This is a genomic window from Buchnera aphidicola (Aphis helianthi) (assembly GCF_005083845.1).
Lineage (GTDB): Bacteria > Pseudomonadota > Gammaproteobacteria > Enterobacterales > Enterobacteriaceae > Buchnera > Buchnera aphidicola_AW.
Genome location: NZ_CP034894.1, coordinates 233,207 through 249,750, shown reverse-complemented (window position 1 = coordinate 249,750; position 16,544 = coordinate 233,207). Strand labels below are relative to the sequence as shown.

16 protein-coding genes are annotated in these 16,544 nt (G+C 24.4%); all 16 read left to right on the top strand.

Going from position 1 to position 16,544, the window contains the following annotated elements:
- The first annotated feature begins 72 nt into the window (after nucleotides 1–72).
- Nucleotides 73–993, top strand: coding sequence for an FAD:protein FMN transferase (locus D9V62_RS01160; protein ID WP_187312795.1), 921 nt, complete (start codon nucleotides 73–75; stop codon nucleotides 991–993).
- A 254-nt stretch (nucleotides 994–1,247) separates the two neighbouring features.
- On the top strand, nucleotides 1,248–2,960 hold the full coding sequence (locus D9V62_RS01155; RefSeq protein WP_158339986.1) for an acetolactate synthase 3 large subunit: 1,713 nt from the start codon (nucleotides 1,248–1,250) through the stop codon (nucleotides 2,958–2,960).
- A 6-nt stretch (nucleotides 2,961–2,966) separates the two neighbouring features.
- Nucleotides 2,967–3,440: an acetolactate synthase small subunit gene (gene ilvN / locus D9V62_RS01150; RefSeq protein ID WP_158339985.1), complete on the top strand. Its 474-nt coding sequence runs from the start codon at nucleotides 2,967–2,969 to the stop codon at nucleotides 3,438–3,440.
- A gap of 138 nt (nucleotides 3,441–3,578) precedes the next feature.
- Nucleotides 3,579–4,514, top strand: coding sequence for a 16S rRNA (cytosine(1402)-N(4))-methyltransferase RsmH (gene rsmH, locus D9V62_RS01145; RefSeq protein WP_158339984.1), 936 nt, complete (start codon nucleotides 3,579–3,581; stop codon nucleotides 4,512–4,514).
- Between the two features lies 1 nt (nucleotide 4,515).
- On the top strand, nucleotides 4,516–4,764 hold the full coding sequence (locus D9V62_RS01140; RefSeq protein WP_158339983.1) for a cell division protein FtsL: 249 nt from the start codon (nucleotides 4,516–4,518) through the stop codon (nucleotides 4,762–4,764).
- 90 nt (nucleotides 4,765–4,854) lie between these two features.
- Entirely contained in the window at nucleotides 4,855–6,564 is a 1,710-nt protein-coding gene (gene ftsI, locus D9V62_RS01135) for a peptidoglycan glycosyltransferase FtsI (protein ID WP_158339982.1), read from the top strand.
- 29 nt (nucleotides 6,565–6,593) lie between these two features.
- Nucleotides 6,594–8,114, top strand: coding sequence for a UDP-N-acetylmuramoyl-L-alanyl-D-glutamate--2,6-diaminopimelate ligase (gene murE / locus D9V62_RS01130; protein WP_158339981.1), 1,521 nt, complete (start codon nucleotides 6,594–6,596; stop codon nucleotides 8,112–8,114).
- Complete coding sequence (murF, locus tag D9V62_RS03185; protein ID WP_261979512.1) at nucleotides 8,083–8,898, top strand: UDP-N-acetylmuramoyl-tripeptide--D-alanyl-D-alanine ligase; 816 nt, start codon at nucleotides 8,083–8,085, stop codon at nucleotides 8,896–8,898. Before murE ends, murF begins: the two co-directional genes overlap by 32 nt.
- Entirely contained in the window at nucleotides 8,847–9,452 is a 606-nt protein-coding gene (locus D9V62_RS03180; protein WP_261979511.1) for a glutamate ligase domain-containing protein, read from the top strand. The genes murF and D9V62_RS03180 overlap by 52 nt, the downstream gene beginning before the upstream one ends.
- Nucleotides 9,449–10,525 carry a phospho-N-acetylmuramoyl-pentapeptide-transferase gene (gene mraY / locus D9V62_RS01120; protein ID WP_158339980.1) on the top strand — a complete coding sequence of 359 codons (1,077 nt, stop codon included), beginning with the start codon at nucleotides 9,449–9,451 and terminating at the stop codon, nucleotides 10,523–10,525. The genes D9V62_RS03180 and mraY overlap by 4 nt, the downstream gene beginning before the upstream one ends.
- A complete protein-coding gene (gene murD, locus D9V62_RS01115; protein WP_158339979.1) occupies nucleotides 10,515–11,831 on the top strand; it encodes a UDP-N-acetylmuramoyl-L-alanine--D-glutamate ligase in 1,317 nt (438 codons plus the stop codon). The genes mraY and murD overlap by 11 nt, the downstream gene beginning before the upstream one ends.
- 16 nt (nucleotides 11,832–11,847) lie before the next feature.
- A complete protein-coding gene (ftsW, locus tag D9V62_RS01110) occupies nucleotides 11,848–12,993 on the top strand; it encodes a cell division protein FtsW (RefSeq protein WP_158339978.1) in 1,146 nt (381 codons plus the stop codon).
- Entirely contained in the window at nucleotides 12,994–14,055 is a 1,062-nt protein-coding gene (murG, locus tag D9V62_RS01105; RefSeq protein ID WP_158339977.1) for an undecaprenyldiphospho-muramoylpentapeptide beta-N-acetylglucosaminyltransferase, read from the top strand.
- A gap of 28 nt (nucleotides 14,056–14,083) precedes the next feature.
- Nucleotides 14,084–14,398 (top strand): Mur ligase domain-containing protein, encoded by a 315-nt coding sequence (locus tag D9V62_RS03175; RefSeq protein ID WP_261979510.1) that lies wholly within the window; start codon nucleotides 14,084–14,086, stop codon nucleotides 14,396–14,398.
- Nucleotides 14,399–14,406: 8 nt separating this feature from the next.
- Complete coding sequence (gene murC, locus D9V62_RS01100) at nucleotides 14,407–15,534, top strand: UDP-N-acetylmuramate--L-alanine ligase (RefSeq protein ID WP_261979509.1); 1,128 nt, start codon at nucleotides 14,407–14,409, stop codon at nucleotides 15,532–15,534.
- The gene (locus D9V62_RS01095; protein ID WP_158339976.1) at nucleotides 15,531–16,463 is read left to right on the top strand and encodes a D-alanine--D-alanine ligase; all 933 of its coding nucleotides are present in this window, start codon (nucleotides 15,531–15,533) and stop codon (nucleotides 16,461–16,463) included. Before murC ends, D9V62_RS01095 begins: the two co-directional genes overlap by 4 nt.
- Nucleotides 16,464–16,544: the final 81 nt, after the last annotated feature.

Sequence of the window (16,544 nt, the reverse complement as noted above, 5' to 3'; positions counted from 1 at the left end):
TTTTTTTATATCGTTTGTAAAGATTATCAAAACGAAAAAAAAACACAAATAACAAAATTACAAGGAAAAACAATGGGAACATACTGGCAGGTAAAAATTCCCAATATAAAAATTAAAAATATAAAATATATAAAAAAATTAATACAAAAAAATTTAGATATAGATGAACAATTATTATCTCCTTGGAAAAAAAAATCTTTAGTTTATCAATTCAATCAATTAAAAAAATATAAACTATTAAAAATTAATAAAAACTTTCTAAAAATTATTTTAACAGCACAAACAATTCATAAGAAAACTCATGGAAAATTAGATATAACTATTGGCACCTTAATTGATATATGGGGATTTGGAACTCAAAAAAAACCTCATAATTATCCTTCAAAAAATATAATAAAAAAAAATATCAATCTTACAGGTATTCAACATTTAAAACTTATTAATAACGTACATGGAATATATTTACAAAAAAATATAGATGGTATAAAAATCAATCCTTCTACATTAGCTGAAGGATTTGCTGTAGATCATTTATCTTGTATTTTATCTAAAAAAGGAATAAAAAATTACACTATTTCAATAGGAGGTACAGTTTTAGTTAAAATAGAAAATAATAAAAAATCAAAACTTATCGCAATTCAAAAACCTACTGATAAAACAAAAGCAATTCAATTACTTATTCATCTAAAAAATCAGTCTATTAGTACAGCTGGAACTTATCTTAATTATTATTTTCTTAATGGCAAAAATATTGCACATATTATTAATCCTAAAGATGGAATTCCTGTAAAAAATAATTTAATATCTGTAAGCGTTATTTCTTCAACTGCGTTAGAAGCAGATAGTTGGGATACTGGATTGCTTTTATTAGGTTTGAAAAAAGCTAAGGAATTATCTATAAAGGAAAATTTAGCTGTTTGCATTATATCTAAAGAAAAAAATAAATTATCAACATGGACATCACCACAATTTAAAAAATTTTTGATAAAATAACAACTATTCTAAAAAATATTTAATTTTGTATAGAATATATAATGGTTTAATTTATTTCAATTTATTGATAATATTTAATATATTTGTAATAATAAATTAATTTTAATTTAAAACATCAAAAATACTAAAAAATATTTAAATTTTTATTTTTTAATTATCAATATTGTTCTTGCTTTATCTAGATAAACTATCAGGATAAACTACAAATAAAAAACTAGGAATAAAACTAATAAAATAGCATCCTGGAGGAAAAAATGGAAATATTATCAGGAGCCGAAATGGTTATTAGATCATTAATTAATCAGGGAATACAACATATATTTGGTTATCCTGGTGGTGCGGTACTAGACATTTATGATGCCCTAAAAACCGTTGGTGGAATTGAACACATTTTAGTAAGACATGAACAAGCAGCTACTCACATGGCTGACGGATACGCAAGATCTACTGGAAAAACAGGTGTGGTATTAGTGACTTCCGGACCAGGTGCTACTAACGCAATTACTGGAATTGCCACAGCTTATATGGATTCAATTCCAATGATAGTAATTTCAGGACAAGTAGCATCATCATTAATTGGGTATGATGCATTTCAAGAATGTGATATGATTGGTATTTCTCGACCAATAGTAAAACATAGCTTTTTAGTTAAAAAAACTGAAGATATACCTAATATCTTTAAAAAGGCTTTTTGGATAGCGTCTACTGGACGTCCTGGTCCAGTAGTTATTGATTTACCTAAAGATGTTTTAAAACAAAAAAGTAAATATGGATTTATTTGGCCTAAAAATGTGCATATACGATCTTATAATCCAACTACTAAAGGTCATCACAGACAAATTAAAAAAGCGCTAAGTATATTATTAAAAGCAAAAAAACCTGTTATATATGCTGGTGGTGGAGTTATTAGTTCTAACAGCAATCATGAATTATTAAAATTCGCAGAAAAAACTCATTGTCCTGTCACAACATCTTTAATGGGATTAGGAGCTTTTCCCGGTAATCATCCTCAAAGTATTTCAATGTTAGGTATGCACGGTACTTATGAAGCTAATATGGCAATGCATAATGCCGATGTTATTTTTGCTGTTGGTGTTCGATTTGATGATAGAACAACAAACAATTTAACAAAATACTGTCCAAATGCTACTATTTTACATATTGATATTGATCCTACATCTATTTCTAAAACTGTTTCTGCAGATATACCAATAGTTGGAGATGCTAAACATGTTTTAAGAGAAATATTAGAACTAATAAAAAAAGAACCAAAAATTCACTCTTTAGAAAATTGGTGGAATAATATAAAAGAATGGAAACAAACTAAAAGTTTAGAATATAATAAACAAAGCATAAAAATAAAGCCTCAAAATGTTATACAAACTCTATTTAAATTAACTAAAGGCACATCTTATATTACTTCCGATGTTGGTCAACATCAAATGTTTGCAGCACTATATTATAAATTTGACAAGCCTAGACATTGGATTAATTCCGGTGGATTAGGTACTATGGGATTTGGATTACCAGCAGCACTAGGTGTAAAATTAGCAATACCTGAAGCTACTGTAATTTGTATTACTGGTGATGGTAGCATTCAAATGAATATTCAAGAGTTATCAACTGCAAAACAATATAATTTAGCTGTTTTAATATTAAATTTAAATAATTCTTCTTTAGGAATGGTAAAACAGTGGCAAGATATGATTTATTCTGGAAGACATTCTCATTCATATATGGAATCACTTCCAGATTTTGTGAAATTAGTAGAATCATATGGACATATTGGATTACGTATAAGTAAAACAGAAGAATTAGAAAAAAAATTAATATTTGCTTTAAAAAAACTATCTGAAGGCAATTTAGTTTTTTTAGATATTCAAATAGATAATTCAGAGCACGTTTATCCTATGCAGGTTCAAGGAGGAGGTATGAATGAAATGTGGTTAAGGAAAAAAGAGGGCTAATAAAATATGCGAAGAATTTTATCTATTCTTTTAGAAAATGAATCAGGTGCATTATCACGTGTAATAGGGCTCTTTTCACAAAGAGGTTATAATATAGAAACAGTTACAGTAGCACCTACCGAAGACCCTTCTCTATCAAAAATGACTATACAAACAGTAGGAAATGAACAATCTATTGAACAACTTGAAAAACAATTACATAAATTAATTGATGTTTTAAGAGTTATAAAAATTGAACAAACATCTCATATAGAACGTGAAATTATGTTGTTAAAAGTACAAAAAAACAATTGCAAAAATGATATTAAACATATTACTGAAGTTTTTCGAGGACAAATTGTAGATATCACTTCTACAACATATGTATTACAACTTTCAGGTACTACAAAAAAGTTAGATTCTTTTCTTAAAATAATTAGAAATATATCCGAAATTATTGAAATGACTCGTTCTGGAATAGTAGGAATTTCTCGAGGATAAAAAAATATAATATATTTATAATATGTTTTTAGACAAAAATTAAAAACATATTTATAAGCATTTTATTAATTATTAAACATGATCATTTAAAATACGAATGATCATGTTTATTTTTCATTGATATTATACAATTCTACTATGAACCAAAATATAAAACATATTCCTGTTATGACAGAAGAGATAATTGAATCATTAAAAATTCAAGAAAATGGTATTTATATTGATAGTACATTTGGCATGGGTGGGCATTCTATTGAAATTTTAAAAAAACTAGGAAAAAAAGGAAAATTATATGCTATTGACAAAGACTTAAATTCTGTATTAATAGGAAATAAAATTCAAGATCAACGTTTTTGTATAATTCATGATACCTTTTCAAATATTTTAAATTATGCTAAATCTAAACAAATTGTTGGAAAAGTAGATGGAATATTATTTGATTTAGGAGTTTCTTCATTACAAATAGAAGATTATCAAAGAGGTTTTTCATTTAAAAAAAATGGACCTTTAGATATGAGAATGAATCAAAATTGTGGAATTACAGCTTCAGATTGGATTTTTAAAAGCGATATCAAAAAAATTATTTGTGTTTTAAAAAATTTTGGAGAAGAACGTTTTGCAAAAAAAATTGCATATGCAATTAAAAATTACAATAAAAGAAAAAAAATAACAGAAACTTTAGAATTAGTAAATATTATAAAAAGATCAATACCAATAAAAAATATATTTAAACATCCAGCTAGACGAACTTTTCAAGCAATTAGAATTTATATTAATCAAGAATTAGAAGAAATAAAAAATGCACTAAAAGATACATTAAAAATATTAAAACCAGGAGGTCGTATTATTGTTATTAGCTTTCATTCATTAGAAGATAGAATAATCAAAAAATTTATGATAAAAAATAGTGTTAAAGAAATAATACCATATGGTATGCCTATCACAGAAAAAGAAATTGAAAAACTAAAAATATGTAAATTAAAAATTATAAATCGATTATTTCCAAGTTTCGAAGAAATTAAAAAAAATCCTAGAGCTCGAAGTTCTATATTACGTACAGCAGAATTAAAATAATATGAATACAAAACAACACTATGATCTACCAAATATTATTAAAAATGATTTTCTTTTATATTTTAAAATTCATCTAATTTTATTGTTTGCAATAATATTATCTGCTAATTCTATTGTAATTATAGTTTATAAAACTAGAATGTTAATTAATGAAGAAGAACAGTTACATATAGAAAAAAATAAAAAAAATGATGAATGGAGAAATTTAATTATTGAAAAAAATACTCTTGATATTCCTGAAGTTAATTGATCAAAAAATTTAATTATTTCAAAGTTAAATATAATAAAATATAAATTTTATTAATTTGTTAAAATTCTCGAAACATAAGATAATTATAAAATGTATACAAAAAAAAATATAAAATTATATCAAAATAAAAAAATAAAAAAAACAATTTATATCAATTGGCGTTTTATCGCATTATGTATTATTGTTTTTTCATTTTTGATTATCTTAACATTACGTATAATATTTCTTCAATTTATTGATTCTGAAAAATTATCGCATGAAGGAGATCGTAGAACGTTGAGAATACAATCAGTTATGAACACTAGAGGTATTATCAATGATCGTATCGGATATCCATTAGCCGTAACTGTTCCAGTAAATGCAGTTTTTATAGATCCTAGTATAGTTCACAATGATATAGAAATTGAAAATAATATAAAATGGCAAAAATTATCTCAAATTCTTTCTGTTCCATTAAAAAAATTTATTTTTCATCTTAATTTTAATAAAAATTTCAAATTTATTTATTTAGCACGTCAAATTAATACTAACCTTGGTCAATATATTAAAGATCTTAAACTACCTGGTATTTATTTAACAACAGAAGCAAAACGCTATTATCCTTCTGGTAAAATTGCTGCCCAACTTATTGGAGTGAATAATATAGATGATCAAGGGATTGAAGGTATTGAAAAAAATTTCAACGATCACTTAATAGGAAAACCAGGTAGAAGACAAATAAGAAAAGATAATCAAGGTCATGTAATTGAAAATATGTCTTTGATTCACAAATCTAATGCTAAAAATTTAATATTAAGTATTGATAAAGAATTACAAAATATTACTTATCAAAAATTATATGAAGCAGTCGATAAAAATAAAGCAGACTTCGGAATAGCTATCTTAGTTGATATTAAGACTGGAGAAATATTATCAATGGCTACAAGCCCCGCATATAATCCAAATGAAAGACAATATGCAACATCTCAAAATTTTCGAAATCGAGCTGTTTCAGATATTTTTGAACCTGGTTCTACAGTTAAACCAATAGTTATTATGGAAGCATTAAAAGAAGGACTTATTAATAAAAATTCAATAATAAATACTAAACCTTTTTTTATTAACAAACATCAAATTAAAGATGTTTCATATTATGAAAAATTAAATATTGCAGGAATATTAAAAAAATCTAGTAATGTTGGAGTATCAAAAATTGCACTCACTATGAAAAGTCAAGATCTAATTCAAACATATTTAAAATTTGGATTAGGTCAACGAACTAATTTAAAATTAATTGGTGAACATCCAGGACTTATGCCTAAAAAGAAAAAATTATCAAAATTAGAAAAAGCTACTTTTTCTTTTGGATATGGACTTATGGTAACACCACTTCAATTAGCAAGATTATATACAACTATAGGAAGTTATGGAGTTTATCGACCACTTTCTATTGTTAAAATTAATCATCCATCATATGAAAAACGAATTTTTCCTCAAAAATATGTAAAAAATGTACTGAATATGCTAGAAAATGTAATTCAAACAAACCCAAACGATAAACAATCTGAAGTAAAAAAATATCGCATTGCGATTAAAACAGGAACAGCAAAAAAAGTTGGTCCTAATGGACGTTATATAAAAAAATATGTAGCTTATACTGCAGGTGTTGCTCCAGCAGATAATCCAAAATTTTCTTTAGTAATTGTTATTGATAACCCAAAGGGAAACAAATATTATGGAGGTGCAGTTTCAGCTCCAGTTTTTAATCAGATAATGGTATCAGTATTAGACAAAATGAAAATAAAACCAGATAATTTATAAAAAATAGCAAAAAATTTATATACAATTTTATGAAACAAAACAATTTAAAATATTTTTTATTACCTTGGATTAAAAATCTTCCAAATAAAAGTATTAATAATCTAGTTATAGATAGTAGAAAAATAAAATCTAAAGATATCTTTATAGCTATAAAAGGTAAAAAAAAAGACGGTAATAATTTTATTTGCGAAGCGATTTCTAAAAAAGCAGTAGCAGTATTATCTGAAATTACAGAAAAAACAGAGCATGGTAAAATAAATTATATTAATAATGTTCCTATAATCTCTTTTTTTAAACTATCTAAATATCTTTCAAGATTAGCTGAAAGATTTTATGATAGACCAAGCAGTAAATTAAAAGTTATTGGTATTACTGGAACTAATGGAAAAACTACAGTAACACAATTAATTAATCAATGGAGTGAATTATTAGGAAATAAAATTGCAACAATGGGGACTCTGGGAAATGGATTTTATAAATCATTACAATCAACATATAATACTACTTCATCAGCTGTCGATATAGAATCGTTTTTATATTCAGTATTAAATAAAGTTCAATTAGTTACTATGGAAGTTTCGTCACATGGTTTAATTCAAAATCGAGTTAAAAATATTGTGTTTTATATTGCAATATTTACTAATTTAACACAAGATCATCTAGATTATCATCAAAATATGAAAAACTATGAATTAGCTAAACTTTCTCTGTTTACTAATCATAGAGTCAAAAAAATAATATTAAATGCCAACGATAAATATGCAAAAAAATGGTTAAAAAAGTTTTCTAATAAATATACAATTGCAGTTACAATCCAAGATTGTACACAAAAAAAATATTCTACAAAATGGATAAATGCCATTTATATTCAAAGTAATGGTGAAAAAACTAATATAAAATTTGAATCTAGTTGGGGCAATGGAACCTTGTCTACTTATTTAATAGGCAAATTTAACATAGAAAATTTATTATTAGCACTAGCATGTATGTTGGAAATGAATTATAAATTATCTGATCTTATTAAAACAGCTATTCAACTTAGTCCAGTATATGGACGTATGCAAAAATTTAATATTGTTAAAAAACCAATTTGTATCATAGATTATGCTCATACTCCTGATGCATTAGAAAAATCATTAAACGCTATTAAATGGCAATATTCTAAAAAAAAAATATGGTGTATATTCGGTTGTGGAGGAGAAAGAGACAAACGAAAACGTTCTTTAATGGGTAAAATATCAGAAAAAATAGCAGATACAGTTGTTATTACTAATGATAATCCTAGGAATGAAAATCCAAATAAAATCATTAAAGAAATTATATCTGAATGCATAAAAAAAGAAAAAATAATAATTATTCCAAATAGAAAAAAAGCTATTTCTTATGTTTTTTTTCAATCGAATATTAATGATATAATTTTTATTGCTGGAAAAGGACATGAAAATTATCAAATAATTGGAAATCAATATATTCACTATTCAGATCAAGAAATAGTATTAAACTTATTGGAAAAAAAACATGATTCCGATTTCGTTAAAAAAAATTGCTAGTATTACAAATGGTTTTTTATACGGAAAAAATATAATAATAAATCATATTAGTATAAATACTAAAAAAGTAATACCGAATACCTTATTTATTGCTTTAAAAGGTAATAAATTTGATGCACATAACTTCATTAAAGAAGCTATTATGAAAGGCTGTTCTGCTGTAATAACTAATAGAAAAATAATATCATGTATTTCTTATATTATAGTTGAAGATACTGCGATTGCTTTAGGACAAATTGCTACTTGGGTTCGTAATATAACTAATCCAAAAATATTAGCTATTACTGGATCATGTGGAAAAACTTCAGTAAAAGAAATGACAGCTTCTATACTTAAAAAACACCATAATATAATATACACTATGGGTAATGAAAATAATCATATAGGAGTGCCTATTACTTTATTAAAATTAAAACAAACAGATAAATATGGAGTAATTGAATTAGGATCTAATAATCCTGGGGAAATTCATTATATTTCAAAAATTGCTCAACCAAATATCGCATTAATAAATAATATTTATTATTCCCATTTAGAAGGATTTAAATCGTTGTTAGGAATATCAAAAGAAAAATCAGAAATACTATCTTATTTAAAATATAAAGGTATAGTTATTATTAATTTAGATAGTCATCATCTTTCACAATGGATAAAAAAAATTCAAAATAAAAAAATATTTTATTTTTCTATTGAAAAAAAAAAGATAGTAATTTTTTTGCTACTGATATTAAAATGCATGCAAATCAAACATGTTTTGTTATGCATACACCATCTGGTAATATAAATATCGTTTTACCTTTTTTAGGGTATCAAAGTATATCTAATGCATTAGCTGCTAGTGCTCTTGCATTTTCTGTTCAAATACCATTGAAACAAATTCAAATTGGATTATTAGAAACTCCTATTATACCAGGACGATTAGAACCAATAAAACTAAGTGAAAATATAACTTTAATTAATGATACATATAATTCCAACGTTGCTTCTATGATTATAGCTATTAAAATTTTAGAAAAAATGCCAGGTTATAAAATATTAGTGATAGGAGATATGGCAGAATTAGGTGAAAAAAGTATTTTATACCATAAAATTATAGGCAATATTGCTAATTTATCAAATATTGATCATATTTTTAGTTTTGGAAGTTATAGTTATGAAGTTTTTAAAATATGTAAAAATGGAAAGCATTTCACAAAAAAAAATAAACATATATTAAAAAAAAAATTAAAAGAAATTATTTTAAAACAAAGTATAAGTACAATTTTAATCAAAGGTTCACGTAGTATGAAAATGGAAACAATCATACAATATTTAATAAAAGAGTGTAAAAAAAAATGATATTTTTAATTAACAAATACTTAAATTTTAAAATATTTACTTTTATTTCTTTTCGAATAATATTTAGTTTATTAACATCATTTTGTATAAATTTACTTGTTATACCATATTTTATATCTTATTTTAAAAAAATACAAAAATTTCAAATAATTCGAATTGACGGACCTATTAAACATCTCGATAAAAACAATATTCCTACTATGGGTGGAATATTTATTATTATTTCAATATGTTTATCTGTTTTACTTTATTGTAATTTACATAATATGTATATTTGGTATGTGCTTTTTATTATATTAGGATATGGTTTAATTGGCTTATTAGACGACTATAAAAAAATTAAATGTAATAATTCAATAGGATTAAAAATATTTTGGAAATTTTTTTGGTTATCAATAATTGCTATATTAATCATTTATGTAATGTATTCTAATGAAAAAAATAATATTTATATTGAACTGATAATTCCATTTTACCATGCAATACCTTTGAAAATAAATTTTTTTTATATATTTTTATCTTACTTTGTTCTGTTAGGTTCAAGTAATGGAGTAAACTTAACAGATGGATTAGATGGACTAGCAATAATGCCAGTAATTTTTGTATCGTTTGGATTAGGTTTAATTGCTTTTTTTAGTTCAGATCTTAATTTAATTAATTATATAAATATTTCTTACTCCGATAAAGCAAGTGAAATGAGTGTTTTATGTGCTTCAATTGTTGGTTCTGGATTAGGTTTTTTATGGTTTAATATTCATCCAGCTAAAATATTTATGGGAGATGTAGGATCTTTATCATTAGGTGGTGCATTAGGAATAATATCTATATTATTACATCAAGAACTATTATTATTATTAATGGGTGGAATTTTCGTTTTTGAAACCATCTCAGTAATATTACAAATTATTTATTTTAAAGTTAGAAAAAAAAGAATATTTAAAATGGCTCCCATTCATCATCATTACGAAATAAAAGGATTATCAGAACCTATAATTACTATTAGATTTTGGATAATATCTTTTATACTATTATTAATAGGCATTATATCTTTAAGGATACATGATGTCATATAAGTATTCGAAAAAAAAAATATTAATTTTAGGTATAGGACTAACTGGAATATCTTGTATTAATTTTTTTCTAAAAAGAGGTGCAATGCCTAAAATAATTGATGAATCTAATAAACCTTATTATTTAGATAAAATCCCTAAGAATATTCAATACAAATTAGGAAGTTTAGAAAAAAAATGGATTTTAGAATCAGATTTAATTATTATTAGTCCTGGAGTGTCTTCGTTTAAACCCATTTTAATAGAAGCTCGAATGTTAGGTATCGAAATAATTAGTGATATTGAATTATTTTCTAGAGAAGCAAAATCTCCAATTATTTCCATTACTGGAACTAACGGAAAAAGTACTGTATCTACAATGGTAAAAAAAATTTCTGAAAATTTAGGATACAAAGTCTATTTAGGAGGTAATATTGGATTTCCAGCATTAGATATGTTAGAAAAAAAATCTGATTTATACATATTAGAACTATCTAGTTTTCAATTAGAAAATATATTTAGTTTACAATCAAAAATAGCTGCAGTACTTAATATTAAAGAAGATCATTTAGACAGGTATCCGGGAGGTTTTAAACAATATAAAAAAACTAAATTATCTATTTATAAAAACTCAGAAATATGTTTAGTTAACGCAAAAGAAAAAAACTACTTTTTTAAAAAATCATGTAAAAAATGTATTACTTTTGGAACAAATGATAGTGATTATTATATTGATAATATACAAGATAAAGTATTTTTATACTGCAAAGAAACAAAAATACTTGATATATCAAAAACATCATTGTATGGATATCAAAATTATGAAAACGCTTTAGTATCATTAGCTATTTCAGATGCTATGTGTTTTCCTAGAGATAAAGCTATAGATGTACTTAGCAACTTTTCGAGTTTACCACATAGATTCCAAATAGTACATAAACGGAATAATATATCTTGGATTAATGATTCAAAATCCACTAATATTGATAGCACTAAAGCAGCTTTAAAAAACATTAACACTAAAGGAACAATATGGTTATTATTAGGAGGAGATAAAAAATCTGCTGATTTTAACATTCTAAAAAATTATTTAGAAAAATTAAAAATTAAAGTTTATTGTTTTGGAAAAGACGGTATGAATATAGCAAAAATATTTCAAAAAAAATCTATTTATGTTCAAAATTTAAAAGATGCTATGACTCTAATTTCTAAAGAAGTTAGATCAGGTGATATAGTACTTTTATCTCCAGGATGTAGTAGTAAAGATCAATTTAAGAATTTTGAAGAAAGAGGTAATCTTTTTATAACATTATCAAAGGAATTAAGTTAATGTTTTTAAAAAAAAAATAAAAAAAAATACAAAAAAGTATATCATATTATATGATAGATTAATAGTATGGTTAACTTTAGGATTATGTATTACCGGATTAATTATGGTGGTATCTACATCTATACCTATAGGGCAAAGCTTATATAAAGATCCATTTTTTTTTGCAAAAAGAGAAATATTTTATTTTATTTTAACGTTTTTATTATCTTTTTTATTTTTACGAATACCTATTGTTTTTTGGAATCAATATAGCAATATTATTCTTATATTTTCAGTTTTATTGCTTATTTTTGTACTATTAATAGGTAAATCAATACATGGATCACATCGATGGATAAGTATAGGTATATTACATATACAACCTGCTGAAATATGTAAAATTTCTTCTTTTCTTTATATCTCTAATTACCTTTCAAGAAAAATTAAAGAAGTACATAATAACTTTTGGGGATTTTTTAAACCCATGAGTATTATTACTATGCAATCAATTCTTTTATTAGTAGAACCTGATTTAGGAACAGTAGTTGTTTTATTTCTTACCTCTTTATCAATTTTATTTATTTCTGGGGCAAAAATAAAACAATTTTTTTTAATTATTGGCGTAGTTATATTAATAGTTGGATTTTTAATATTAATTAAACCATATCGTATTAATAGAATAATATCATTTTGGAATCCTTGGCAAGATCCATTCGGTAATGGATATCAATTAACACAATCATTAATAGCTTTAGGAAGAGGACATTTTTTTGGACAAGGTTTAGGAAATTCTATACAAAAATTAAACTATTTACCAGAAGCTCATAGTGATTTTATATTCTCTATTATTGGAGAAGAACTAGGATATATAGGTTGTTTTTTAATATTATTAACTATTTTTATTATTTCTTTTCGAGCTATGTATATTGGACAAAAATCTTTGGAAAAAAATCAAATTTTTTCAGGTTTTTTAGCTTGCTCTATTGGTTTGTGGTTTAGTTTTCAAACGTTAATTAATATTGGTGCTGTTACTGGAATATTACCTACTAAGGGATTAACTTTGCCATTAATTAGCTATGGAGGTTCAAGTTTAATTATTAACTTAATTGCTATTTGTATGTTATTAAGAATTGATTTTGAATTACGATTAAGTGAAAATCAAGCTTTACCTAAGGAAAATTAAATGAGTGCTAAAAAAATTATAATTATAGCAGGTGGTAGTGGTGGACATGTATTTCCAGCTATTACTATAGCTCAATATTTAATTAAACATGGATGGAATGTAAATTGGATAGGAACAAAAAATAAAATAGAGTCTGATATTGTTCCTAAATATAATATTAAACTTCATCTTATTCATATAAATGGATTAAGAAATGCTAAGTTAAAAACGTTACTTGCTTCTCCCATACATATATTAAAATCATATTTTAAAATAAAAAAAATTATAAATAATTATTTACCAAATGTTGTATTAGGCATGGGAGGGTATGTATCTGGTCCTGGAGGATTGGCAGCATGGACTTCAAAAATTCCTTTTATTTTACATGAACAAAATAAAATTCCTGGTATTACAAATAGATTACTTGCTAAAATATCTACAAAAAATATGCAGGCTTTTCCAGGTGTTTTACCCAATGCTGAAGTCGTTGGAAATCCAGTGCGTGAAAATATTATTAAAATTCCATCTCCTATGAAACGTTTTATAAATAGATCTGGTCCTCTACGAATATTAATTATTGGTGGAAGTCAAGGTGCATCTATTTTTAATAGTGTTTTACCTGAAATATCATTATTGTTAAAATCAAAAGTTATTATTTGGCATCAAGTAGGAAAATATGAATTAGAAAAAACAAAAAAAAAATATCAACAATATGGATTTGATCAGCATATAATTAATGCTTTTATTGAAAATATTGCATCTGCATACGAGTGGGCAGATCTAGTTATATCTCGTTCTGGGGCCCTAACTGTAAGTGAAATTACTACTGTAGGATTAGGAGCAATATTTATACCATATCCACATAAAGATCAACAACAATTATTAAATGCACAGGACTTACAAAATAATGGTGCTGCAAAAATTATTAATCAATCCGAATTTAATATACAAGTAATAGTGAAAATATTAAATTCTTTAAACAGAGAAAAATTACTTAAAATGGCAAAAAAAGCTTTTTCTCTAGGAGTAAGAAATTCTACAATAAAAATTTTTAAAATAATTAACAATATTTATAAAAAATAAATTTTTAACAATAAAATATATAAAAAAAATGAATATAATTAACGTAAAAAAAAATAACTTCTTTAAAAATAAATTATTCAATAAAATTCATTTTATAGGAATTGGAGGTTCTGGAATGAATGGAATTGCTTTAATTTTATTACAATTAGGATATAAAATTAGTGGTTCAGATATATTAAAAACATCAGTTACAAAAAAACTAATAGAATTAGGCGCAATTATTTATTTTCAGCATTCTAAAAAAAATGTTAATAATATTGATTTAATTATTATATCTAGTGCTATTCCATTTACCAATCCAGAGATTATAGAAGCAAAAAAAAAAAAATTCCTATATTATTAAGAGCAGAAATGTTACAAATACTAATGCAGTTTAAGTTTGGAATAGCTGTTTCTGGAACACATGGAAAAACAACTACTACAGCTATGATTTTTGATATATTTAACGAAAACAAATTAGATCCGACTATTATTAATGGTGGTTTAATAAAATCAATTAATTCTTATTCTAAACTAGGATATTCTGACTATCTTATCGCAGAAGCAGATGAAAGTGATAGTTCATTTCTTTATTTAACTCCAAAAACTATTATTGTAACTAACATTGAACCTGACCACATGAATTATTATAACAATAATTTTGATTTGTTAAAACAATCATTTTTAAAATTTATAAAAACAATCCCATTAGATAATACTGTTATATTATGTATAGACAACCCTGCTATACAAGAAATAATACCAAAAATACAATGTAAAATAATTACATATGGATTTAATAAATCTGCTACAATTCAAATTAATTGTTATAAACAAAATAATTTTATTTCAAATTTTAGTTTAGTTCGAAAAAATCAATCAAATTTAGATGTTGTTCTAAAAATACCTGGAAAACATAATGCTTTAAATGCAGCAGCTGCAGTAGCTCTAGCAACCAATCAAAAAATATCCGATCAAAACATTCTTAAATCATTAAAAAAATTTCAAGGTACTTGTAGAAGATTTGAATATCTTGGGAAAATATCAATAAAAATAAATAATACTATAAATAAAAATATTATGTTAATAGATGATTATGGACATCATCCTAATGAATTATCTGAAAACATTAAGACAATAAGAAGCAGTTGGCCTAAAAAAAACTTAATAATGATTTTTCAACCTCATCGATATACAAGAACACATAATTTATATAACGATTTTATTAAAGTTTTATCTCAAGTAGATACACTATTAATATTAGATGTTTATTCTGCAAATGAAAATATTATTGTTGGAGCAGATAGCAAATCACTATATAGGGATATAAAAAAAACAAAAAGTATAAATATAGTTCTAATTAAAAATTATAAACTAATATTAAATTCTATTGTTTCTTGTTTAAATGGAAATGATATTATTTTAATACAAGGTGCTGGTAATATAGAAAAAATAGCTAATAAAATTTTTGTTAAAAAAAATAAAAAAGTGATAATATGAAAAAAAAAGTAGCAGTATTATTAGGTGGAAATTCGACAGAACGTCAAATATCATTAGCATCAGGAAATGCAGTTCTACAGAGTTTAATTCGATCTGGTATTAACGCATATGCATTTGATCCACGTGATTTTCCTATTATGCATTTGAAAACGCAAGGATTTCATATTGCATATATTGCGCTTCATGGAAAAGGTGGAGAAGATGGTAGTATACAAGGAGTATTAGAATATTTGAATATTCCTTATACTGGTAGTGGAATTATGGCATCCTCTATTGCTTTAGATAAAAAAAGAACTAAGTTATTATGGAAATCTGCTGGTCTTCCTGTATTACCAGATATATATATACAAAAAGAAGATTTTTTAAAAAATTTCTATTCTATTTTAACAAAAAAAATTTTTAAATTAGAATATCCTCTTGTGGTAAAACCAAATAGTCAAGGATCAAGTATAGGAATAACATTAGTTCATTCAGAAAATCAACTAAAGAATGCAATTGAAATAGCATTTAATTATAGCAATGATATTTTAGTAGAAAAGTTTATAAAAGGAACAGAATATACAATTTCAATTCTTGATAAAGAAATATTACCTTCTATTCAAATTATCGCAAAAAATAATTTTTATGATTATTCTGCAAAATATCAATTATCTTCTACCAAATATTTATGTCCAAGCGGATTAAATTTACAACAAGAGCAAACATTAAAAAAAATAGCACAACACGCTTGGAATGCATTAGGATGTAACGGATGTGGTAGAATAGACGTAATATTAGATAAAAATAATAATTTTTGGTTACTAGAAATCAATACTATTCCTGGTATGACAAATCGTAGTTTACTTCCAATGTCTGCAAACGCTATAGGTATATCATTCGATGAATTAGTATTAAAAATTTTGAATAAAACTATTATACCAATTATTTAATTAATATTTTAATTTAAATATATTGAAAATTCTAAAGTGTTTTAAAATAAAACGTTTATTATTAATTAATAAATTTACATA

Coding starts and splice junctions, on each gene's coding strand:
- D9V62_RS01095 (WP_158339976.1), top strand. CDS start 15,531: ATGAAAAAAAAAGTAGCAGTATTATTAGGTGGAAATTCGACAGAACGT.
- murE (WP_158339981.1), top strand. CDS start 6,594: ATGAAACAAAACAATTTAAAATATTTTTTATTACCTTGGATTAAAAAT.
- D9V62_RS01160 (WP_187312795.1), top strand. CDS start 73: ATGGGAACATACTGGCAGGTAAAAATTCCCAATATAAAAATTAAAAAT.
- D9V62_RS01155 (WP_158339986.1), top strand. CDS start 1,248: ATGGAAATATTATCAGGAGCCGAAATGGTTATTAGATCATTAATTAAT.
- murG (WP_158339977.1), top strand. CDS start 12,994: ATGAGTGCTAAAAAAATTATAATTATAGCAGGTGGTAGTGGTGGACAT.
- murD (WP_158339979.1), top strand. CDS start 10,515: ATGTCATATAAGTATTCGAAAAAAAAAATATTAATTTTAGGTATAGGA.
- rsmH (WP_158339984.1), top strand. CDS start 3,579: ATGAACCAAAATATAAAACATATTCCTGTTATGACAGAAGAGATAATT.
- D9V62_RS01140 (WP_158339983.1), top strand. CDS start 4,516: ATGAATACAAAACAACACTATGATCTACCAAATATTATTAAAAATGAT.
- D9V62_RS03175 (WP_261979510.1), top strand. CDS start 14,084: ATGAATATAATTAACGTAAAAAAAAATAACTTCTTTAAAAATAAATTA.
- ftsI (WP_158339982.1), top strand. CDS start 4,855: ATGTATACAAAAAAAAATATAAAATTATATCAAAATAAAAAAATAAAA.
- ilvN (WP_158339985.1), top strand. CDS start 2,967: ATGCGAAGAATTTTATCTATTCTTTTAGAAAATGAATCAGGTGCATTA.
- mraY (WP_158339980.1), top strand. CDS start 9,449: ATGATATTTTTAATTAACAAATACTTAAATTTTAAAATATTTACTTTT.
- D9V62_RS03180 (WP_261979511.1), top strand. CDS start 8,847: ATGCATGCAAATCAAACATGTTTTGTTATGCATACACCATCTGGTAAT.
- murF (WP_261979512.1), top strand. CDS start 8,083: ATGATTCCGATTTCGTTAAAAAAAATTGCTAGTATTACAAATGGTTTT.
- murC (WP_261979509.1), top strand. CDS start 14,407: ATGTTACAAATACTAATGCAGTTTAAGTTTGGAATAGCTGTTTCTGGA.